We start from the raw sequence: 19,446 nt of genomic DNA on the forward strand, positions 1-19,446 counted from the left end.
CCTCGTATTCAAGGAGGCCATTACCTGAGTGGCTTTACTCACCCCGAAGTGCCCATTTTCGTTTACAGCCAAGCCAATGGCTTGGAACTGCGCCCCATGAAATGGGGGTTCATACCCAGTTGGTGCAAAGATGCCACCTTGGCCACCAAACTTTGGAACCAAACGTTGAATGTACGGAGCGAAAGCATGTTCGAAAAAACCTCATTCCGTGCTGCGGCCAAGGACCAACGAGGCATTGTGCTGCTTCAGTCCTTTTACGAGCATCATCATTTTGGCAAACAGAGCTATCCTTTCAATATCCGCCTCCGCTCGGAAGAAGCTATGTATGTGGCCGTGATTTGGGATGAGTGGGTAGATAAGCTGAGCGGAGAACTGCGGCCAACCTTCAGCATTGTAACGGTAGAAGGCAACGAACTGATGGCCGTGTTGCACAATAACCCCAAGTTAGAAGGGCCGCGCATGCCTCTCATTCTGAAGGAAGAAGCAGTAGAACAGTGGCTGATGGGCGATGGAGCAGAAAGCAAAGAACAGCTCTTGGCGCTGTGCAAACCCTTTGCTGCCAGCGAGATGAAGGCGCATGCCGTGCAAAAGCTAAGCGGCAAAGCGGCATTGGGCGATGTGAAAGAAGCCACACAGGTCTTCGAATATCCTGAATTGATGTTCGATACGGATCTGATGGATGCCTTGAGTGACTGAAGCCGGCCCTGAGGTTTCATTCCAAATCTTACACCAATACCCTGGAATTCCATAACGCAAGCTTGCGGCTTGAGTGCTTATTTCGTTGCGCAACGAAAACCACGGTCATCCATCGCTCCGATTTCCATAGTATCTACGCTGAATATGCAGCCCTCGTGTATAACGCGTGCCTCAACTATTTGCAAAACGCCCAAGATGCAGAAGAGGTAACACAGGATGTGTTTCTGAAAGTGCACGCCAAGATGGATGGCTTCAAGGCCGAAGCAGAACTGAAAACCTGGATCTATCGCATAGCCATTAATCAGTGCCTCGATTTTCTAAGAGCCAAGAAACGCCAGAAACGTTTCGGTTTCCTGCTTTCCATCGGAACTGCGGTGGAGGAAAATTCAGCTGCTTTTGCAGCGTTCAATCATCCAGGTGTGCAATTGGAGGATAAGGAGGGAATCGCGCACATTTTTGCCTGTATCAATCAATTGCCCGAAAGGCAGAAGACAGCCTTGCTGCTGAAAAGCATGGAGCATCTATCGCAAAAGGAGATTGCCGAGGTGATGGCGCTTTCCGAAAAAGCAGTGGAATCCTTGCTTTCGCGTGCTAAAGCCAATTTGAAGGTAGATTTGAAAAAGCGCGAAGGATAGGCAAAGAATCATCGTCTAAGGATTGAAGCGATGCAAGAAATGAAGGAACTGGAAATGTTGAGGAAAGTGAATCGGGTAGGGGCTCCGCCCTTTCTTTTTACGCGTATTGAGGCGCGGATTCAAGCACAATTGAACGAACAGTTACCTGTTAGATGGGTATGGGTTTCGCTCAGCACCATGCTGTTACTTGTTGTGGTAAACACGCTCATTTTGGTTGGTAATACACAGCATTCCAACGCATCGAATAGCGGCATCCACCACATTTCGGAAGAAATGGGAATGCAGACATCCAATCAACTTTACCGATGAAAAAGACACAATTATTGACCGTTTTAGTAGCCGTGCTGGTGCTACTTAATGTGGGAACGCTTGGTTTTCTGCTCTTAGGCAGACCGCATGGGCCACATCCACCGCATATGAAAGGGGAACAAGGTCCCAAAGCAAGGATAGAAGAACGTCTTTCATTCACAGCAGAGCAGGAAAAGGCCTTTCAGGGTTTGATAGAAGAGCATCGGTCACAGATTTGGGCCAAGGATGAGGAAATGATGGCCGCTCGAAACATGCTTTACGCGCAATTGTCCGATGGCGAGACAGCCAATAGCGATTCTCTTTTGGGCGCCATAGGTCGTATTCAGCAAGAAGTGGAACAGATCCATTTCGCGCATTTCGAACAGATCCGCGGTCTGTGCACAGTAGAGCAATTGCCCGCCTACAACGAACTGACCAAGGAATTGGCTACGTATTTCAGTCAACCCAAAGGTCCAAAGCCAAAACATTGAAAAGGCTCGTCCTAAGTAGCTTCCTCCTATTCGTTTACGGAACGATAGTGGCACAAACCCTTCGGTTTCAGCCTTCATTTCATCAACTTCCTTTGGTATTGGATAGCAGCTATGTGACTGCCGATAGCACTACAGTCGCTGTTTCCATACTGCGATTTTACGTTTCCCACGTTCAGCTTTTGAATGGAGAAGAAGTGGTTTGGCTAGAGTCCGATAGCTATCATCTGGTAGATGCGGCTGATTCGGCTTCGTTGCAAATCGTGCTTCCCTCAGGTGTCAAGGCCGATGGGCTTTCATTCCTTTTAGGATCGGATAGTCTTGCGAATGTTTCGGGTGCCATGGGTGGCGACCTCGACCCAAGCAGAGGCATGTATTGGGCGTGGAACAGCGGCTACATCAACTTCAAGTTGGAAGGAACGAGTCCTATCTGTACTTCACGGAACAATGAGTTTCAATTTCATCTGGGCGGATATGCCTATCCGAATGCCACGGTGCAGCAGGTGAAGCTAGAACTGTCGGATGCTTCTGTTACAGTTCTTGTTGATGTAGCTCAATTGCTGGAAACCGTTGACCTGAAAGCACTTTCCATGGTCATGTCTCCGGGTGCGGAAGCTGTTGCCTTGTCCAAGCAGGCTGCCACCATTTTTCGTGTAAAAGATGAAGAGTAGAGCTGTTTTGCTGCTGGTTCTGACTACTGTGCTGCTATCTGCCACGCAAGTCGGTCTGAGTAAAATAGAACTGGAGTATCCCGAAAGCTGGCCAAAGCCGCTCTACGATTTTGAAAAGAGCCCGTTGAGCAAGGAAGGCGTTGCCTTGGGTAGAGCACTCTTCTACGACCCGATACTTTCTGCCGATAGCAGCATTTCTTGCAGTAATTGCCATTTGGTGTACACCGCTTTTACGCATGTAGATCACCAGCTCAGTCACGGCATTGGCGATAGCATCGGAACACGGAATTCCCCAGCGCTGATGAATTTGGCATGGAGCAAACACTTCATGTGGGATGGCGCGGTAAATCATTTGGATGTGCAGGCATTGGCTCCGATAACTCACCCAGCCGAGATGGGAGAGACCTTGCCAAACGTAATTGCCAAACTGCAACGGTCATCCAGCTATCCGCAGTTGTTCCAAACAGTTTTTGGCGATAGCATTATCACAGGGCAGCATTTGCTCAAAGCCTTGGCGCAGTTTCAACTGACCTTGGTTTCTTCTCATTCCAAATACGACAAATTCAAAGCGGGTGAAGCGGAATTTACCGAACAGGAACAACTTGGCTATGCACTTTTTAAAAGCAAATGTGGTTCGTGCCACAAGGAACCTTTATTCACTAATGGCGACTTCGCCAATAGCGGTCTGCCAATGGATACCACCTTGAATGACCTTGGTAGAATGAACATCACCCAGTTGGCTTCAGATTCCTTACTGTTTAAAGTACCAACGCTGCGGAATATTGAGTTCTCTTATCCATACATGCACGATGGGCGTTTCAAAACCATTCGCGAAGTCTTGAATCATTACGATAGCGGTATTGTTCATTCGAATACCTTGGCCATTGAGCTTGAAGATGGTTTGCCACTCTCAAGTACTGAGAAGGTCGATCTCACCGCATTTTTGCTCACATTAACAGATAAGGAGTTCCTGTTCAATCCTGATTTCGCTTTTCCAAAAAACTAATTCCACACCTACCGAAGGATACATCAACAACTGACGTCTAAACTTTCAAATCATCATTCATATCCATTTATCCCATGAACAAAATTCTTGCGTCCTTTTTCTCGCTGACCATTGTTGGGCAGGTAGCTGCTCAAACAGACCCGGCCATAACTTCTTGGCTTCAGAACAACACTCAAACAGGAACCTACTACACTTCAGGTAATTCCACTGCCATTAGCAATGGCATACTGGTCAATTGTCAGGAGGTAGAATATTCGGACAACTTCGTGTATGTGCATACCGAAGGCATTCCAGCTTATCCAACAGGGCCGTTTTTAGATGGAAATCCATCGGTGGCCACGTCTCAAGGGGCTATCTACAAGTTCCCATTGAATCCAACGCAGAATACTGGGACATTAACAGCAACTACTGGTGGGACAATTGGCGTTTTCATCAATGGCGTTTCGTTGTTCGATTACCGCGATGGTGTTGCTTGGAATCCGAATACCAGCGCGTTGTGTGGAGGCCCTGGAAACCCAACCTGTCCGGGTGGACCAATGGCAACGATGGCTTGGAATCGTGATGCCGTTCCAGCCGAAATGGGTGGTTTCGATTGCTCAAAAGCACATCCAGCAATGGGAAACTATCACCATCATCAGAATCCTTCTGCTTTCAATCTTGATATCAATGTGGTTTCTACTATCTGCAACCTATATGATGCTGAAGGGCTTTATGCCATTAATCCGAATCAGCATTCACCACTTTTAGGATTTGCCTATGATGGATTTCCTATTTATGGTGCGTATGGCTACGCCAATGCGGATGGAACTGGAGGAATAACCCGTATAAAGTCTGGCTACGAGTTACAGACTGCCACAACTAGAACCAATGGTCCAGCTGTGAATGTCACGTATTTCGCAGGATATTTCAGAGAAGATTATCAATGGGTGGCACATCCTGGAGAAGAAGATTATTTGGATGTACACAACGGTCGTGTTTGTATTACGCCCGAATATCCGAACGGAACCTATGCTTACTTCTGCACGGTTGACGAGAATTGGAATTCAGCTTATCCGTATGCAGTTGGTCCTACATTCTACGGCACCTATGCCAATAGAAAGGTGACTTCGGTAACGGAAGTAACGACCGTTTACACGCCATCTGTTACAGGAATTGCATCTCAGGATATGGATGTGAAATTCACCGTATTCCCTAATCCAAGTACAGATCTGATCGCTTTGCAGATCTCAGGAATGACTGATCATGATATGCCAGTTGAGGTTTACGACATGCAAGGTAAATTGATCACTACAGGTGTTATCCGTCAGGGAACAACTATTTGGTACTTAGACACGAAAACCATGTATGATGGAACCTACATCGTAAAAGTTGGAACCTCAGGAGCTACCAAAACAGTAGTGCTTGCAAGAAATTGAACACAGTATTTTAGTTCAATTTTAAACAGAACGGGCTGCAACCATTGGTTGCAGCCCGTTTTCTTTCTGTATGTCTGATGTGCTCGTAAAGCTTAATTTTCACTATTCGAATTCATGAACAACTCATGAGAAGAATGTAAAGAGCTGAATGACGCGAATTGAACTCATACTATTGGTGATAGGCGCTTTTTTTACAGCTTCGACCAGTAACGCACAATCCGTAACCAAAGGAGACATTCTTTACAGCAACTCGCTTTCCAATACAGACTCATTGGCCGATTGGAAAATGGAAGGTTCTGCTACGGTATCGGCTGCAGATGGTTGGATGGAGATGTTTTCGCCAGATCAGAAAGACCATCATGTGTTCTGGTGTCCGATGGAGTTTCCTGCCGATTTTGTGGCAGAATGGGAGCTAAGGAACTTGAATCCGGCATCTGGACTTTGCATCGTGTTCTTTGCCGCCAAAGGTGTGAATGGCGAAGACATCTTTGATTCAAAGTTGAAGCACCGGAACGGGATATTCAAGCAATACACGAATGGCGACATCAGCAATTACCACATTTCTTACTACGCGAATACGCCCACGCAAAAAGATCGTCCCTTCAGTCATCTGCGTAAAAACCCAGGATTTCATAAAGTACATGTGGGAAAATCCGGGATTCCGGCCAATTCGGAATCTACTCATAAGATCACGCTCATCAAGAACAACAATCACATTCAAATGCTGTTGGATGGAAGCGTTATCATTGATTGGCTGGATGATGGAAAAGAACTTGGTGCTGTGCTAGGAAGTGGAAAGATCGGATTCCGTCAAATGAAATGGACGCATTTTGCTTATCGGAATTTTCGCGTTTGGGAACTTAGTAAATAGTTAAGTGAACAAATAACCGACAACTCCCGACTGAACCTTGGTGAAAAAGAAGTAGTTTAGTTTTACCAGCTTACATCCATTGTCCAGCAAATCCATATCGAGGTTAGTCGTGCTGCTCGCAGTATCACTGGTATTGATGTATGTGGGTAAGCATTCGCCTTTAAGCGCATGTTTTACCATGGAATATTTGACTGAAACGATTTCAAGTTCAGGAGGATTTGGTGTTTTACTGTTCATTTTGGCTTACGCCATAGGCACACTGATGAACATTCCTGGAGTCATATTTCTGTTCATCGCCTTCATGGTCTATTCAGGTATCACTGGAGTTGTGATCGGTTATTCAGGAACCTTGATTGCCATGGTGGTTCACTTTTTCTTTGTTCGAACCATGGGAGGCGAAGCACTTTCAGAGATCAAGCAACCGTTCATCAGAAAGCAGATGCAAAAACTGACCGACAATCCCATCAAAACAACGGTTATCCTACGATTGGTACTCTTCGTTTCTCCACCAGTCAATTACGCACTGGCGCTTTCATCCATCCGTTTTCGCGATTTTCTCATCGGTTCCATGATAGCCTTACCCGGAAATATTGTCTTCAATTACCTGTTAATGGTCTACGCCAAAGACTTCATCTTGGCTCAGTTTGCGTGATTTTTATCACTGCAAGTCATTTTCGTTCTCTGTAACTATGCATCGGAACATGATGCGGTTTCTCTTCACTTTCGTGCTGACTTTATTTCTGGTTGGTGTCTTTTCAGCACCTAGCGTTTGTAAGGCAGTGAATCCAACGGCAGATAGCAGCCGATTTGACGGTTTCGTCATAGCACTGGCATGGCCCAAGGCTTTGGCAAAGGAAACCAACGATTGGTACGATAACCTCATGCGCGGTATTGGTTTTAATGATGGCGGTTACTATCGTGTAGGCCATGCCGCGCTCGTTCTTGTAAATGCCAAAGACAGCAGCTGTCATTTCTTCGATTTTGGTCGATATCATACGCCTGTTGGCATGGGGCGCGTTCGAGATGAACAGAGCGATGTAGACCTGACGATGACCACACGGGCCCAGATCAACGGTAATCGAATCCAGAATTTTGACGAGATTCTGTGTGAATTAAGTTCCAATCCGGCCACGCATGCTTCAGGCACCATGTATGCATCTTACGTTCGCATTCATTTCCAAAAAGCCTACGATGCAGTCAAAAGCTTGCAAGAAACTGGGTATGTGCCTTACGGTCCATTTGAGGAAAACGGCACCAATTGTTCTCGGTTTGTGCGAACCATTATCCTTGCTGGCGATCCGAATTGGGCGCACGCCTTGCGCTTGGAAGTGGTGCCGATGATCACGCCAACCACACTTTATCCTGTGGCATCGCTTTACCACTGGACCAAGGTTCCAGGATGCTTGGATGAATTGACTGAGCGAAGAGTGATCGAACTCAAGGAGTTGCCCGATACGCTATTTCGAGGAACCTTGCCCGCTCCTGAACCACCGGCAAACTTGCCAACAGATTGCCAATGGTTGGCTGGCGAAAGTGCTGGGTCTTGGTTTCATGTTTCATTGAATGGAAATGAGTTCCTCATCACCAGATACGCACCAACTGGTGTTCAGGAGTGCTCGGGATTTTTTCTATTGCCCAGCGATTCAGATTTTGATCGTACACTTCCCTTTACCATCGATTATCCAAGTCATTGCAGCATCATCACCTTGCGACAAGAGCAACGCTCAATTGCTCTAAGGCTTAAACAGGGAGATTGACGGACGCTATTATCATCGTGGTTTCGCAAACTTGAATCCGTTGTTGATCGCAAACATCGGATTGAAGATGATAACGGCAGTGGCTTCATACCACTTGAAACCATTTTTGGCCATGGCAATGGTTCCTCGATGGATTCCTTCTCCCAAAAGAATTCCTGTCAATGGCGTCACGATCAGGTCTTGAATACTGGGTTGCTCGATGCCAGCCTCTATGACATATTCAAACAGTACGGTATGCCCTAAACAGAATAATGACGACTGCCAAATATTGGCGTTTTGTGAACGGACGGCATTGTAAAGCAATGTTCCTTTGGTATGGATGTCCGATGTAGTTGACATACCACAGATCTTGATCGAAAACAGGAGGTTTAGTATATGAGTTTTTCCAATTTCGAGTATATCTGTCGTCAACATCTTCCCATTGACTGATTTCTGGTGGAAGCACGGCCAAAATGCCATATCCCATAGCTTCGAAGGTGATAATTGGTATGCTACCGCGCCATATTTTTCGGCCGAATGTTCCCGCTTCATTTCTTAAACGGATGGTTCCGTTGTTCAACAATACGGGTGTGAATCGTCCGGGTTCTTCCAACGATTGCAAATGCAACGAATCTGGTTGAGCGCTGACCATAAAATTCATCGCTGATAAGACCATTAGTATCACAGCATGGCAGACACGAGACATTGCGATGGACGGTGCTGTTAAAATCCTCCCAAAAGTAGAATGCAGTCAATTGGCTATCTGTGACATGAATCAGGAAGAAGTGTTACAAACATCAGTCTTCCTTGCGCACGCAATATGAACAGAAGGTTTATTCGAAGTCTCGGTAGTTTCTTACGAATGCTTTATCGAAAGCAAAAATGCCAATCACAATAATGGAGATGGCGATAAAGCCAGCCACTCCGGTTATTCCTGTAACCAATGAATGTCCGCCCCAAGTGAAATAGAGTAGGGTTGCGGCTGTTCCGTTTATCATTCCATGCATCACGCAAGGACCTAAAAGGCTGTCGGTTTTAAATCGAGTGTAAGCAAAAGGAAACGCCAAAACCGTTGTAAATACGACCATCAAGCCAACACCAATTACTGGATATTCAGGATAGTTGTGTCCCATCAGGATAATGGGCGCATGCCAGAGTCCCCACAATAATCCGATAAGTAGATTGCTTTTTAAGAAGCCTAATTGTTGGGTTTCCTTCAAAAGAAGTCCGCGCCAGCCCAATTCTTCTCCGAACATGAATGGAAGGTTAACGGTAAAAGCGGCTACGATTCCCGTAGCGAATAGAATGAGCATAAACGGCACTGCTGATAATGGGATTTTGCTGATCTGGTCTTCAATATTTACCGGCAAGTCAGAGTCTTTCATCTTTTCCATTACCGTTTCCACGATCTTTTCCTTGATAGATCCTGATGAAAAATCGATAATGCCAAAACTTTCGATTCCCACACCATTGCCGAAAATTCCAATGACGCCCATCGTTCCTAAAATGAAAAGAATGGAAATGATGATGGTACCGACCATCCATTTCCATTTGATGGTCTTCCATCTCCAACCGTATTTCTCAATCCCTTCTTTGTAAAAAAGGCGTTGAACAATGAGGGTTGAAATGGCAGGGCCGGTCATGTAAAACACTGCAATTATGAAAATTGACAGGCCAGAACCGTATTCAATGCCACTGAAATAGAGTCCTATAGAACTCAACCAACTTATTCCGAAAGCAAACAATAGAAACAGGCCGATTTTTCTCAGGTTCATGGGGTCAGGATTCATTCAGATGGGAAATGTACGTCAATTCAGCTCCGTAAATACCTTACGTTCTGATGCTTTAGACTTGCAATCTAAGTGGAAAACTTGGTGGCAAAACAGTCGGAAAGCGAACCTAAACATCGTTACTTTGTTTCCCCTTCAAACTAAATTTAGATAAGACAAATGAGCATAGTGACATTGAAAGAAGGAGATAAGGCACCTGCTTTTTCTGGGAGAGACCAGAACGGGAAAACGGTTTCGTTGGCAGATTTTAAAGGAAAGCGAGTGGTGCTTTTCTTTTATCCGAAAGACATGACGCCAGGCTGCACAGCAGAAGCCTGCAACTTGGGAGAGAACTATAACGAATTGAAAAAGCGTGGTTTTGAGGTCATTGGTGTATCTGCCGATGATGAAGTGCGCCATCAGAAATTCATCGAGAAATATAGCCTTCCTTACACGCTTTTGGCCGACACGGAGTTGGAGGTCATCAAAACTTACGGTGTTTGGGGATGGAAGAAATTCATGGGAAAGGAATACGATGGTATTCATCGCACCACCTTCGTTATTGGAGCAGATGGTATATTAGAGAAAGTGATATTGAAAGTGAACACAAAAGATCATACAGCTCAGATTCTATCTGAATTGGGCGAATAGAAACCAAAACTAGAAACACGAGAAATTATGGCAAAAGACGAGAAAGCAGAAAAAATGAAGGCCTTACAAATGGCCATGGATAAGCTTGAAAAAGCGCACGGAAAAGGTTCCATCATGCGGATGGGCGATAGTGCGGTGGAAGAAGTGGAAGTGATTCCAACGGGTTCTATCGGATTGGATGTGGCTTTGGGAATCGGAGGCTATCCTAAAGGAAGGATCATCGAGATCTACGGACCAGAATCATCAGGTAAAACAACCTTGGCCATTCATGCCATTGCAGAGGCGCAGAAACGCGGTGGAATTGCTGCCATGATCGATGCGGAGCATGCCTTCGATCGTTTTTATGCTGAAAAATTGGGCGTTGACATCGATAATCTATTGATCTCTCAACCAGACAATGGTGAACAGGCTTTGGAAATTGCCGAAAATCTGATCCGTTCGGGAGCAATTGACATCATTGTGATCGATTCTGTGGCTGCACTTACGCCACGAAGCGAGATTGAAGGCGAAATGGGCGATAGCAAAATGGGACTTCAAGCACGTTTGATGTCTCAGGCACTTCGTAAACTGACAGGAACGATCAGCAAAACGGGCTGTGTTTGCATTTTCATCAACCAGTTGCGCGAAAAGATCGGTGTGATGTTCGGAAACCCAGAAACAACCACTGGTGGTAATGCACTTAAATTTTACGCTTCTGTTCGATTGGACATCCGAAGAGTAGGGCAAATTAAAGCAGGCGAAGATGTTTCGGGTAACCGTGCTCGTGTAAAAGTGGTGAAGAATAAAGTGGCGCCACCGTTCCGTAAAGCCGAGTTTGACATCATGTATGGCGAAGGAATTTCTAAAGTAGGAGAGATCATCGATCTAGGTGTTGATCATGGAATTGTGAAGAAAAGTGGTTCATGGTTCAGCTATGGCGAAACCAGATTGGGACAAGGTCGAGATGCTGTCAAGGATCTTCTACTTGACAATCCTGAATTGATGGAGGAATTGGAGATCAAGATCAAAAATGCCATCAATGGTGTGGTTGTAGCTCCAGTTGCTGAATGAGAAGGATCGCTGCTATCTTACTCTTTGCCGTCATCGGAATGGTAGGTTGCGACACGGCTACCAAAGAAGATGGTGCTTCGGAGGAAATTGCTGTTGAGGAACTTACGCCCGAAATGGTTCGGTTAGACAGTCTTTCGCAGTTGCTGAAACAATCGCCTAACGACCCAAAATTGCTGAACGAACGTGCCAAGGTATTTTTGACAGTGAATGAGGTGAATTTCGCCTTGGCAGATGTTGGCAGAGCGTTGCTTATCGATAGCACCGTTGCGTCTTTCTATCTTACCATTTCCGATGTGTATTTCAGGTTGAACAAGATGGAGCAAAGCAAGAACGCGCTTCTTACCGCTCATCGACTTCAACCGGGATATTCGGAAGCGTTGATCCGATTGGCTGAGTTTGAACTGTATTTGCAGAACTATCAGAAAAGCATCAACTACGCCAACGACATGTTGCGGATAGATGCGCGAGATGATAGACCATTCATGGTCAAAGGGCTTTGCTTTAAGGAATTGGGAGATACAGCCAAAGCCGTTCAGAATTTCTTGGAGGCCGTGACTGAAAATCCTGATAATTATGACGCATACATGGAGCTCGGAATTCTGCATTGGGGAAAGAAAGACCCATTGGCAGAGCAATACATTAAAAGTGCGCTCGATATCAGACCGAACGACCTAAATGCGTTGTACGCCTTGGGAATGCAATACCAGAATTCGGATAAACTGAATGAAGCGCTGGAAACATACACGCAGATCCTTGCTATCGATAGCACCTATAAAACGGCCTATTTCAATATGGGATATGTTCAATATGAATATCTGCATCTGTATGACGAAGCATTGGTCAATTTCAACAGAGCGGTGAAGGTTGATCCGAAATACTTTCAGGCGGTTTACATGCGTGGATTGTGCTATGAGGCTAAGGGCGATGTAGCCCGTGCGAAAAGCGAATATGCTTATTCATTGGAGTTGAACCCGAACTACAATAAAGCTGCTGAGGGAATGACCAGATTGTTAAGAATCATGCCTAAATAACGGATGGCATGTTTCTTGTCTTGGTAGCAACCTTTCAATTTTTAACTTTAACGCTCAAACTAAACAACAATCTATGAAACGCAATTTACTCTCACTCATGTTGATGCTGATCTTGCCAGCGGCCTCTTTCGCTCAAGACGCTTTTTGCGACAACCTGAAAAAAGTGGTTGATGCATCGCAAGAGTACTTTAAAGAAATCAGGGGAGAAGAAACATCGTTGGATATTCGCGGTGTGGCAAAACCTTACATGAAATCCAAAGTGGAAGTCAAAGACGGAGTTGAAATGTTGATCACTGCAGATGAGCTTTACCCAGAAGCAACAACTTATCTGATTGAGACAAACATGTACTCATCCAATTTGGAGCAGTCTTATTCAAAATTCAAAGAAGAAATGATTGCTTGCTTGGGCGATGGTTGGGTTACATCTGAAAAAGACAAGACCAACGATATTTTCCTTGAAGATACTGAGTTCAAGAAATTCGTTGCCAAAGAGAATAAGAAAGGCAAGAAAGTGAAGATTGAATTGTACATGTACAATCAGCGCGAACTCAATAAATGGGTAGTTGAGCTGAAAGTCTTCGGAATAGGAAGAAATATTTGATTGGTGTTCACAACGCCTCATTGAAAACCCCGAGCGAAAGCTTGGGGTTTTTATTTGCAATTATTCGGGAAATCCCAATCTAGCGTTAGCGTGCCATTTGAATTACGGCAGATGAAATCGCAGATGTTTAAACGATCTTCTTTACGAATAACTGAGCGGTTTCGTATTTCACCACCTCAATTCGTTCGCCTTTCTCAATGTAGCTGGTTAAGGCCGTAGCATCATAAATGTCTCCATCAATTTCTACTTTTCCGGCAGGACGGAGAATCGTGTGAGCCATTCCTGGTTTGCCGATCAGATTTCGTTCTACAGCGGCCACGCCAATAAACCCTTCCGAACTATTTTGAACAGACGATAGCACCATCGAGCTCATCATACTGGTGGAAAGGAATGTTTTGGCCAAATAAATGGAGCCGAAAAATCCACCAACTGTTGCAAGGATAACAGTTAGAAATGCATTGATGATCTGCGTTGGCATGGTCATTTCAAAGTCAAAACCAACGTTATTCACCAAACTCAGAATAAGTGAAGTCATAATAAAAGCGATGCCTGAAATTCCAGCCACGCCAAAGCCGGGAATGACAAAAACTTCCAAAGCAAGCAGTACCACGCCAACCATAAAAAGAATCACTTCCCAGTTTTCTGCCAATCCTTCCAAATACAGTGGAGTGAAGTAGAGGAGAGCAGCGGTAATGGATGCAGCAATAGGAAACCCAACTCCAGGTGTTTGGAGTTCGAAATAAATACCTCCAATAATGATCATGATCAGGATGCCACTCACAGCGGGATTGATCATCCAACCGATAAACGTCTCTAAACTGCTTACAACGTAAGTTTTGAGCTCGTATTCAGGAAGTCCATTTTGCTTCAGCACTTCATCCACAGACTCGTGCATGCCTTCGCAAAACCCATGCATCATGGCTTCGGAAGCGGTAAATGTCAGCACCTTTCCAGAATCAACCACGCCATCCACTTTCAATGATGCGTCAACCATAGCTTCGGCAATATCTGGGTTTCTACCTTTTGCTTCTGCCGTAGAACGCATGGTGCTGCGCATATAACTCTGATATTTATCGGGCATCTGTTCACCCGTTTGATTCACCACAGTTGCCGCACCGATGTTGGCGCCTTTGCGCATGTAAATACTATCGCAGGCAATGGAAATAAGCGCACCAGCAGATGCTGCGTTATTGTCGATAAAAACCCATACCGGAATTTTGCTGTTCAGGATTTTGGTCCGCATGCTGTCTGCATGAAGCACCATTCCTCCATAGGTATTCATGTGCAACAGAATAAGGTCGGCATTCCAATCATTTGCCTCTTTGAAAGCCTGCTGCATCTTGCGCCAAACGCCTGGGCCGATCTCTTCTTTCACATCGAATTGATAAACGCGCTTCGCAGATGAAGGATCAGCAAATTCTAGCTTGGAAGTTGTCGTGTCTTTGTCAACGTTCAGTGAATCTTCCTGAGAAAAAGCAGCAAGGGAAAAGAAGAAGGCAAAAAGGAGGAAAGAAAGATGGCGCATCATTTCATAAAGCTACGCAGAAGCGTTAAGAATTCTGAATGAATGTGTGGGTTAGTTGCAATGATCTCTTTCGAAAAAATCGCTTCGTCACCTCCCGAAAAGTCAGTGATCACTCCACCGGCTTCTTTCACAAGTAGCACGCCTGCAGCCACATCCCACGGACTGAGACTGTATTCGTAAAACCCATCAAACCTTCCGCATGCAACATAGGCAAGATCCGTTGCAGCCGAACCCGGTCTGCGTATGCCATGCGAATGTTTCATAAGGTGTTTGAAAAGCGCCAAATACTGATCTAGCAAGTGATAGTCGTAATATGGAAAGCCTGTGCCGAGCAATGAGTCAGCTACGGTTGTCGCTTGCGAGGTGGAAATGCGATTTCCGTTCAGAAAGGCGCCACCGTTTTTCCAAGCACGGAACATTTCATCCTGATTGATCTCGAATACGACACCGATCAAAGGTTCTTTATCAAATAGAAGGGCAATACTCACTGCAAAAAACGGCATTCCGTGAATGAAATTGGTTGTGCCATCCAAAGGGTCAATTACCCAAACGAGTGGGTTTTCATCCTTTTCTTCGGTTCCTTCTTCGGTAATGAATCCTGCTTCCGGAAGCAGTTTTTTCAGTTCCGCAACAATCAGTTTTTCGGAAGATTTATCTACGTAAGAAACAAAATCGTTGTGGCCTTTGATCTCTACTTTCTGTGCGGAAAATGCCTTGCGCTCATTCAGAATAAAAGCTCCTGCAATTCGAGCTATGTCAGTTACTTTTTCGGTTATATGAGAAAGGTCGAGTGTTGAAATATCCATTAGTATTTGGCCCATTTTTCGCCCACTTTGGGCATCACAAACACTCCAATTATTCCTAAAGTAATGAGAATGGTAGAAATGATCTCAGCTTGAGTAACACCTCCGAAAATCGGATATTCATTATTGATTCGAATCTGTTCAATGCCTAAACGCTCCGCGCCAGAAAGGATGAGATACCACGACATTACCATTCCCGGAGTTGTCCAACGCTTGCGCATGAACCATAGGAAAGAGAAAATGATAAGTGCCATGGTTGTCTCGTAAAGTGGTGTCGGCCAAGCATAACCTGTTAAACTCACGTAGCCCATTTGTGCGTAATCTGCTTTTAGGTCAATTCCGAGAACGTTATTCGGATAATTATAGGCCCAAGCCCAATCAGGAAGAAAACTCAACCATTCAGGTTTTGGGGCATCGTTGGGAATTCCCCAGTCGCCATCGCCAGCAATTTGGCAACCCATTCTGCCAATACCGTAAGCCAACATCAATCCAGGAAGTGCCGCATCTGTAAGGTGCAACATCTTGATATTATTCTTTCGGGCAAACCACAGAATGGCCAACGTGGCACAGATAAGACCACCCAAGAAGGAAAGGCCGCTGAATGAGATGAGCGCGCCAACCGGGTCGGCAATCAGGTCATCAATGTTCTCGAGGTTATGAAAAAGCTTGGCTCCCAAAATCCCAAATACAGCAGCCAAAATAGTGATAGTGCCAACTTGTTCGTAAGGATGAACGTTGATCTCTATTTCTTTCGGTTCTGGAAGTGCATCTTTTTTGTCTTCCCACATCCGAACACCTACAGAAAACGCAGCACCTAGAAGTCCGCCCAAAAGATTTCCGTCTGATGAAAGGATGAATTTCTGTGGGTTGCTTGCAACGATGTCAAAATCGAGTACCAAACCTAAAAGCTTGTATCCGATAGCAAAACCAATAACGCCTGAAATCACTTTCTCTGCCATTGTTGATGCTTTACCGACCCAAACTTTCTTCTTAACGGGAGCTAGGAGTCCAAGACCTTCTTTACGCTTCAATTCTGATTTAAGGTCCATGCTTGCGGCTAAAAAAGCCAAAGCCACCATCATTCCGAAACTTTGCACCAATCGAAAGGGAGGAATTGAAAGGCCGAATAAATCTAGAACGAGGTCGTATAACGTTGGGTACATGCGTTGCGTTTATGCTTGAAGATGCAAAGATGCACTTATTGATGCGGTTGAGGAAAACGGATGGAAATTGATAACAAAAACACTTCACAGATTTTGAAGTCTAATGGAAATCCACATTCATATTTGTCGAATAATTCTGGCACTATTTTGTACGTTTAAAGGAACATGTATAAGATAGAGCAGAGCATACCGAAGGAGTTGGAATACGCTGAGAAGTTGGTGTTGCTGATGGATGGTCAGTTCAAGATTCCGTTCTTCAATTTTCGTTTTGGTTTGGATCCTATCATTGGGCTCATTCCCATGGCAGGCGATATTGTTTCCTTCATCATTTCGGCACTCATTATAGTTGCACTGGCCAAAAATGGTCTACCGAGCAAGGTGGTATTCAAGATGGTTTGGAATATTCTTCTCGATCTGCTGGTTGGCGGCATTCCCATAATTGGCGATGCATGGGACTTTTTCAATAAGGCCAATCGCAAGAATCTGAAATTGGCCAGAAAGCATTTTGAAACTCAAAGCGGGAAATAATAGGGTTCATTTCCGTTCCACCAACGATAATCCATGACATACGGCCATTTTGGATCAATCATTTCCGCTTCCCACAAGGCGTGCTGATTCAGTAATTGTTTTACGATTTCGGGCTTCGATTCGTAGAGATTGTGTTGTTCTTCCTTGTCTTCTGAAATGTTGTAAAGTGCGTGGTTCCCACTCAGATCATCAGTGATCAATTTCCAATCGCCCATGCGGATTGCGCGATTGTAACCAGAGCGCCAGCATAATTGCTCATGAATGGGTAAGGTGAAACTATCTGTAAGCACAGGAAGTAAGGAAACGCCATCCAATTTGCGGTCAATGGTATACGGAACGCCCGCCAATTGCAGCGCTGTTGCGAAAATGTCCATCGATACAACCGATTTGTCATAGTGGCTGCCTGGTTTTACTTTTCCATCCCAGCGCACCATGAAAGGCACGTTCAGGCCACCTTCAAAATTGGTGAATTTGCCACCTTTCAGCGGGGCGTTATCGGTTGCACCAGTGTAAGTTGCGCCACCATTATCGCTCAGAAAGAATATGATTGTGTTGTCCATCAAACCTAAGCTTTTCAAATGCTGAATAATGCTACCAACCGCATCATCCAGTTGCCAGATCATCGCATTATAAACCCGTTTGTTTCGGTCTTTGATGTGCCCAAGCTTATCGTAATAATCCTTAGTGGCCTGAAACGGAGTGTGTGGTGCTAGGAACGGAACGTAGAGGAAGAACGGTCCATCTTGATTTTTATCGATGAATTGCTTGGCTTCTTCCGCAATACGGTCGGTGAGGTAATATTTTTCATCAATCACCTGGTCGTTTCTGCGAATGGCACAGTTTCCTGTTCGGCCTTTACCCCAAATAAAAGGATCGGAAAAATCCTTGTGCCGTTGATTGATGATGTTCGGGTCAGAAGTATCAGCCATATACAACGAATAGGCCTCGTAGAAACCATACTGATAATCGAAACCACGATTGATTGGAATGGCGTGTTCTCCTACGCCCAAATGCCATTTGCCTGCAATTCCTGTTCGGTAGCCTTTACGTTGCAGAATTTCAGAAAGCATAAGTTCCGAAGGAGGCATGCCGTTCTTCACCACATCTTCAAAACGTGGGAATTCTATCTGGTCAGCCACCAACCAATCTCCAGTAGCAATGAAATGCTTGTAAACGAACATCTCAATCCTATTCTTCGGATAACGGTCGTGTGGTTGGTATTCAAAACCAAAACGCTGCTGATAACGTCCTGTCAACATTCCTGCCCGTGATGGAGCACAGATAGGTGAAGTGATGTACCCTTCGGTGAAGGTCATTCCTTTCTGCCCGATGGCATCCATATTGGGCGTTTGTATGGGAGGATTACCATAGAGCGAAATATCGGTCTTGCCGAGGTCGTCTGCTATGATGATGACAATATTCGGCTTGGCAGCAGAATCGTTTTCAATGGAATTGAGAAAGGCTTTTTTCTGCCCGATCTTTTCTTGATCGAATGTGATTTCCAATTTCTTGGTCGATAGCGGCCAAAAACCGAAAGCCAAAAGTGCCACAACGGCAAAAATGAAAAAGAGGAGTTGGGGCTTGCGCTTCATGCGCCAAACTTAATTCAAAGCAATTTACTTGAGCTTGCTCAAATCGCGGATTAAGATGCTATTACGATCAAAGTTGATCAAATTCTCCTTTTTAAGGTCATTCAGCACAATGGTTACCAACTGTCGAGAAGTGCCTGTGATATTGGCCATGTCCTGATGCGTAAAACCGTGTCTGACGAGCGTTTCATCACCGAATTTCATTCCATTCTTCTCGGCCTGTTCGAGCAAGAAGCTAATAATACGGGTGCGAGCATCATCAAACACCAGTTGTTCTAAGCGTTTTTCAGAGCGTGTAATGCGTTCACCTAATTTCTCAATCATTCGCAGTCCAACTTCAGGATTTCGAGTGATCAGATCTTTAAGAATCTTAACAGGGATACGGAGTATTTCAGCTTCACCTTTTAACGTAGATGCGAAATCTGGTCTTTCAATCATCCCAGAAAGACCGAGTTCACCAAACATTTCACCCGGATAGAAGATGTTCTTAATTACTTCTTTGCCTTCATCGTTGATCGTTCCGGTCTTGACCATTCCTTTAATCACAAAAAAGACCCAATCCGCTTCTTCGCCCGGATTGTAAATGAATGTGTTTTTGGTGTAAGACTTGATTTGAATATATCTATTAAGGAATTCCCGCTGATCATCAGGCAGGGAACGCAAAACAGATAGTCTTTCAAATACGTCTAATTCCACATTCTTTATGTTTCGTGAGGTGATGCCAAATTTCATTTTTCAGCGCACACTTAGCAGTGATACTTGTTTCATCCGCTTGTAATCATGTCTCAAATTGTCAGTTTTTGACATTTTCATTTAGTATCAGATGATTTTAAAACATCAAGCTCGTTGCAATGTTCTGAATTGAGACAAGTTTGTTAGATAAATGCTTCATTGATCAACTTATTTCTTAATGCTTTTATCAAATTTCTG

The 19,446-nt window shown here is 44.8% G+C and carries 24 protein-coding genes; 15 read left to right on the forward strand and 9 right to left on the reverse strand.

From position 1 onward, the window contains the following. From K9J17_12585 to K9J17_12620, 8 genes are all read left to right on the forward strand, one after another. Positions 1-696: SOS response-associated peptidase (locus K9J17_12585; GenBank protein ID MCF8277562.1), on the forward strand; the 696-nt coding region annotated here is incomplete at its 5' end. A 155-nt stretch (positions 697-851) separates the two neighbouring features. Next, positions 852-1,331, forward strand: coding sequence for an RNA polymerase sigma factor (locus K9J17_12590; GenBank protein MCF8277563.1), 480 nt, complete (start codon positions 852-854; stop codon positions 1,329-1,331). A gap of 39 nt (positions 1,332-1,370) precedes the next feature. Continuing rightward, positions 1,371-1,640 (forward strand): hypothetical protein, encoded by a 270-nt coding sequence (locus K9J17_12595; protein MCF8277564.1) that lies wholly within the window; start codon positions 1,371-1,373, stop codon positions 1,638-1,640. Continuing rightward, positions 1,637-2,110, forward strand: coding sequence for a hypothetical protein (locus K9J17_12600; protein MCF8277565.1), 474 nt, complete (start codon positions 1,637-1,639; stop codon positions 2,108-2,110). Before K9J17_12595 ends, K9J17_12600 begins: the two co-directional genes overlap by 4 nt. After that, positions 2,107-2,778 carry a hypothetical protein gene (locus K9J17_12605; GenBank protein MCF8277566.1) on the forward strand — a complete coding sequence of 224 codons (672 nt, stop codon included), beginning with the start codon at positions 2,107-2,109 and terminating at the stop codon, positions 2,776-2,778. Before K9J17_12600 ends, K9J17_12605 begins: the two co-directional genes overlap by 4 nt. Then, positions 2,768-3,784, forward strand: a complete 1,017-nt coding sequence (locus K9J17_12610; protein MCF8277567.1) for a cytochrome-c peroxidase — start codon at positions 2,768-2,770, stop codon at positions 3,782-3,784. The genes K9J17_12605 and K9J17_12610 overlap by 11 nt, the downstream gene beginning before the upstream one ends. 74 nt (positions 3,785-3,858) lie before the next feature. Next, on the forward strand, positions 3,859-5,199 hold the full coding sequence (locus K9J17_12615) for a YHYH protein (GenBank protein MCF8277568.1): 1,341 nt from the start codon (positions 3,859-3,861) through the stop codon (positions 5,197-5,199). Positions 5,200-5,347: 148 nt separating this feature from the next. Next, positions 5,348-6,070 (forward strand): YesU family protein, encoded by a 723-nt coding sequence (locus tag K9J17_12620; GenBank protein ID MCF8277569.1) that lies wholly within the window; start codon positions 5,348-5,350, stop codon positions 6,068-6,070. Here the strand turns inward: K9J17_12620 and K9J17_12625 are convergent, their stop codons facing one another. Continuing rightward, on the reverse strand, positions 6,071-6,250 hold the full coding sequence (locus K9J17_12625; GenBank protein MCF8277570.1) for a hypothetical protein: 180 nt from the start codon (positions 6,248-6,250) through the stop codon (positions 6,071-6,073). Between K9J17_12625 and K9J17_12630 the strand changes: the two genes are divergently transcribed. Continuing rightward, on the forward strand, positions 6,249-6,722 hold the full coding sequence (locus K9J17_12630) for a VTT domain-containing protein (protein ID MCF8277571.1): 474 nt from the start codon (positions 6,249-6,251) through the stop codon (positions 6,720-6,722). The two genes, K9J17_12625 and K9J17_12630, sit on opposite strands and share 2 nt — an antisense overlap. 49 nt (positions 6,723-6,771) lie before the next feature. Beyond that, positions 6,772-7,827, forward strand: coding sequence for a hypothetical protein (locus K9J17_12635; protein MCF8277572.1), 1,056 nt, complete (start codon positions 6,772-6,774; stop codon positions 7,825-7,827). 12 nt (positions 7,828-7,839) lie between these two features. Here the strand turns inward: K9J17_12635 and K9J17_12640 are convergent, their stop codons facing one another. The 3 genes from K9J17_12640 to K9J17_12650 all read right to left on the reverse strand — a co-directional run bounded on the left by K9J17_12640 (position 7,840) and on the right by K9J17_12650 (position 9,581). Then, positions 7,840-8,166, reverse strand: coding sequence for a DUF3943 domain-containing protein (locus tag K9J17_12640; GenBank protein ID MCF8277573.1), 327 nt, complete (start codon positions 8,164-8,166; stop codon positions 7,840-7,842). Further along, on the reverse strand, positions 8,048-8,458 hold the full coding sequence (locus K9J17_12645) for a DUF3943 domain-containing protein (protein ID MCF8277574.1): 411 nt from the start codon (positions 8,456-8,458) through the stop codon (positions 8,048-8,050). The genes K9J17_12640 and K9J17_12645 overlap by 119 nt, the downstream gene beginning before the upstream one ends. A 181-nt stretch (positions 8,459-8,639) precedes the next feature. Further along, entirely contained in the window at positions 8,640-9,581 is a 942-nt protein-coding gene (locus tag K9J17_12650) for a CPBP family intramembrane metalloprotease (GenBank protein ID MCF8277575.1), read from the reverse strand. Between the two features lie 180 nt (positions 9,582-9,761). On the opposite strand from K9J17_12650, the gene bcp reads away from it, so the two are divergent. From bcp to K9J17_12670, 4 genes are all read left to right on the forward strand, one after another. Then, entirely contained in the window at positions 9,762-10,226 is a 465-nt protein-coding gene (gene bcp, locus K9J17_12655; GenBank protein ID MCF8277576.1) for a thioredoxin-dependent thiol peroxidase, read from the forward strand. Positions 10,227-10,253: 27 nt separating this feature from the next. Beyond that, positions 10,254-11,276, forward strand: a complete 1,023-nt coding sequence (gene recA / locus K9J17_12660; GenBank protein MCF8277577.1) for a recombinase RecA — start codon at positions 10,254-10,256, stop codon at positions 11,274-11,276. Beyond that, a complete protein-coding gene (locus K9J17_12665; GenBank protein MCF8277578.1) occupies positions 11,273-12,307 on the forward strand; it encodes a tetratricopeptide repeat protein in 1,035 nt (344 codons plus the stop codon). Before recA ends, K9J17_12665 begins: the two co-directional genes overlap by 4 nt. Positions 12,308-12,380: 73 nt before the next feature. After that, the gene (locus tag K9J17_12670) at positions 12,381-12,908 is read left to right on the forward strand and encodes a hypothetical protein (protein ID MCF8277579.1); all 528 of its coding nucleotides are present in this window, start codon (positions 12,381-12,383) and stop codon (positions 12,906-12,908) included. A gap of 127 nt (positions 12,909-13,035) precedes the next feature. Here the strand turns inward: K9J17_12670 and K9J17_12675 are convergent, their stop codons facing one another. Genes K9J17_12675 through K9J17_12685 form a run of 3 tightly spaced genes read right to left on the reverse strand, consistent with a single transcriptional unit; the run spans position 13,036 to position 16,399 of the window. After that, on the reverse strand, positions 13,036-14,433 hold the full coding sequence (locus tag K9J17_12675) for a nodulation protein NfeD (GenBank protein ID MCF8277580.1): 1,398 nt from the start codon (positions 14,431-14,433) through the stop codon (positions 13,036-13,038). Further along, on the reverse strand, positions 14,433-15,254 hold the full coding sequence (locus tag K9J17_12680; protein MCF8277581.1) for an inositol monophosphatase: 822 nt from the start codon (positions 15,252-15,254) through the stop codon (positions 14,433-14,435). Before K9J17_12680 ends, K9J17_12675 begins: the two co-directional genes overlap by 1 nt. Then, positions 15,239-16,399, reverse strand: a complete 1,161-nt coding sequence (locus K9J17_12685; protein ID MCF8277582.1) for a prolipoprotein diacylglyceryl transferase — start codon at positions 16,397-16,399, stop codon at positions 15,239-15,241. The genes K9J17_12680 and K9J17_12685 overlap by 16 nt, the downstream gene beginning before the upstream one ends. Before the next feature lie 165 nt (positions 16,400-16,564). Between K9J17_12685 and K9J17_12690 the strand changes: the two genes are divergently transcribed. After that, entirely contained in the window at positions 16,565-16,927 is a 363-nt protein-coding gene (locus K9J17_12690; protein ID MCF8277583.1) for a DUF4112 domain-containing protein, read from the forward strand. On the opposite strand, the gene K9J17_12695 is transcribed toward K9J17_12690, so the two are convergent. Both K9J17_12695 and K9J17_12700 read right to left on the reverse strand, forming a co-directional pair. Then, entirely contained in the window at positions 16,912-18,519 is a 1,608-nt protein-coding gene (locus K9J17_12695; GenBank protein ID MCF8277584.1) for a sulfatase-like hydrolase/transferase, read from the reverse strand. The genes K9J17_12690 and K9J17_12695 overlap by 16 nt on opposite strands. 24 nt (positions 18,520-18,543) lie before the next feature. Then, complete coding sequence (locus tag K9J17_12700; GenBank protein ID MCF8277585.1) at positions 18,544-19,248, reverse strand: Crp/Fnr family transcriptional regulator; 705 nt, start codon at positions 19,246-19,248, stop codon at positions 18,544-18,546. Positions 19,249-19,446 lie beyond the last annotated feature (198 nt).

It is taken from the genome of Flavobacteriales bacterium, from assembly GCA_021739695.1.
Classification (GTDB): domain Bacteria; phylum Bacteroidota; class Bacteroidia; order UBA10329; family UBA10329; genus UBA10329.

What these genes read in the sequence shown, in the direction of transcription:
- K9J17_12695 (MCF8277584.1), bottom strand. Translation starts at nt 18,519, where the DNA reads ATGAAGCGCAAGCCCCAACTCCTCTTTTTCATTTTTGCCGTTGTGGCA.
- K9J17_12640 (MCF8277573.1), bottom strand. Translation starts at nt 8,166, where the DNA reads ATGTCAACTACATCGGACATCCATACCAAAGGAACATTGCTTTACAAT.
- K9J17_12635 (MCF8277572.1), top strand. Translation starts at nt 6,772, where the DNA reads ATGATGCGGTTTCTCTTCACTTTCGTGCTGACTTTATTTCTGGTTGGT.
- K9J17_12665 (MCF8277578.1), top strand. Translation starts at nt 11,273, where the DNA reads ATGAGAAGGATCGCTGCTATCTTACTCTTTGCCGTCATCGGAATGGTA.
- K9J17_12630 (MCF8277571.1), top strand. Translation starts at nt 6,249, where the DNA reads ATGGAATATTTGACTGAAACGATTTCAAGTTCAGGAGGATTTGGTGTT.
- K9J17_12595 (MCF8277564.1), top strand. Translation starts at nt 1,371, where the DNA reads ATGAAGGAACTGGAAATGTTGAGGAAAGTGAATCGGGTAGGGGCTCCG.
- K9J17_12615 (MCF8277568.1), top strand. Translation starts at nt 3,859, where the DNA reads ATGAACAAAATTCTTGCGTCCTTTTTCTCGCTGACCATTGTTGGGCAG.
- K9J17_12610 (MCF8277567.1), top strand. Translation starts at nt 2,768, where the DNA reads ATGAAGAGTAGAGCTGTTTTGCTGCTGGTTCTGACTACTGTGCTGCTA.
- K9J17_12625 (MCF8277570.1), bottom strand. Translation starts at nt 6,250, where the DNA reads ATGGTAAAACATGCGCTTAAAGGCGAATGCTTACCCACATACATCAAT.
- K9J17_12690 (MCF8277583.1), top strand. Translation starts at nt 16,565, where the DNA reads ATGTATAAGATAGAGCAGAGCATACCGAAGGAGTTGGAATACGCTGAG.
- K9J17_12645 (MCF8277574.1), bottom strand. Translation starts at nt 8,458, where the DNA reads ATGGTCAGCGCTCAACCAGATTCGTTGCATTTGCAATCGTTGGAAGAA.
- K9J17_12685 (MCF8277582.1), bottom strand. Translation starts at nt 16,399, where the DNA reads ATGTACCCAACGTTATACGACCTCGTTCTAGATTTATTCGGCCTTTCA.
- K9J17_12675 (MCF8277580.1), bottom strand. Translation starts at nt 14,433, where the DNA reads ATGCGCCATCTTTCTTTCCTCCTTTTTGCCTTCTTCTTTTCCCTTGCT.
- K9J17_12680 (MCF8277581.1), bottom strand. Translation starts at nt 15,254, where the DNA reads ATGGGCCAAATACTAATGGATATTTCAACACTCGACCTTTCTCATATA.
- K9J17_12670 (MCF8277579.1), top strand. Translation starts at nt 12,381, where the DNA reads ATGAAACGCAATTTACTCTCACTCATGTTGATGCTGATCTTGCCAGCG.
- K9J17_12700 (MCF8277585.1), bottom strand. Translation starts at nt 19,248, where the DNA reads ATGAAATTTGGCATCACCTCACGAAACATAAAGAATGTGGAATTAGAC.
- recA (MCF8277577.1), top strand. Translation starts at nt 10,254, where the DNA reads ATGGCAAAAGACGAGAAAGCAGAAAAAATGAAGGCCTTACAAATGGCC.
- K9J17_12620 (MCF8277569.1), top strand. Translation starts at nt 5,348, where the DNA reads ATGACGCGAATTGAACTCATACTATTGGTGATAGGCGCTTTTTTTACA.
- K9J17_12650 (MCF8277575.1), bottom strand. Translation starts at nt 9,581, where the DNA reads ATGAACCTGAGAAAAATCGGCCTGTTTCTATTGTTTGCTTTCGGAATA.
- K9J17_12600 (MCF8277565.1), top strand. Translation starts at nt 1,637, where the DNA reads ATGAAAAAGACACAATTATTGACCGTTTTAGTAGCCGTGCTGGTGCTA.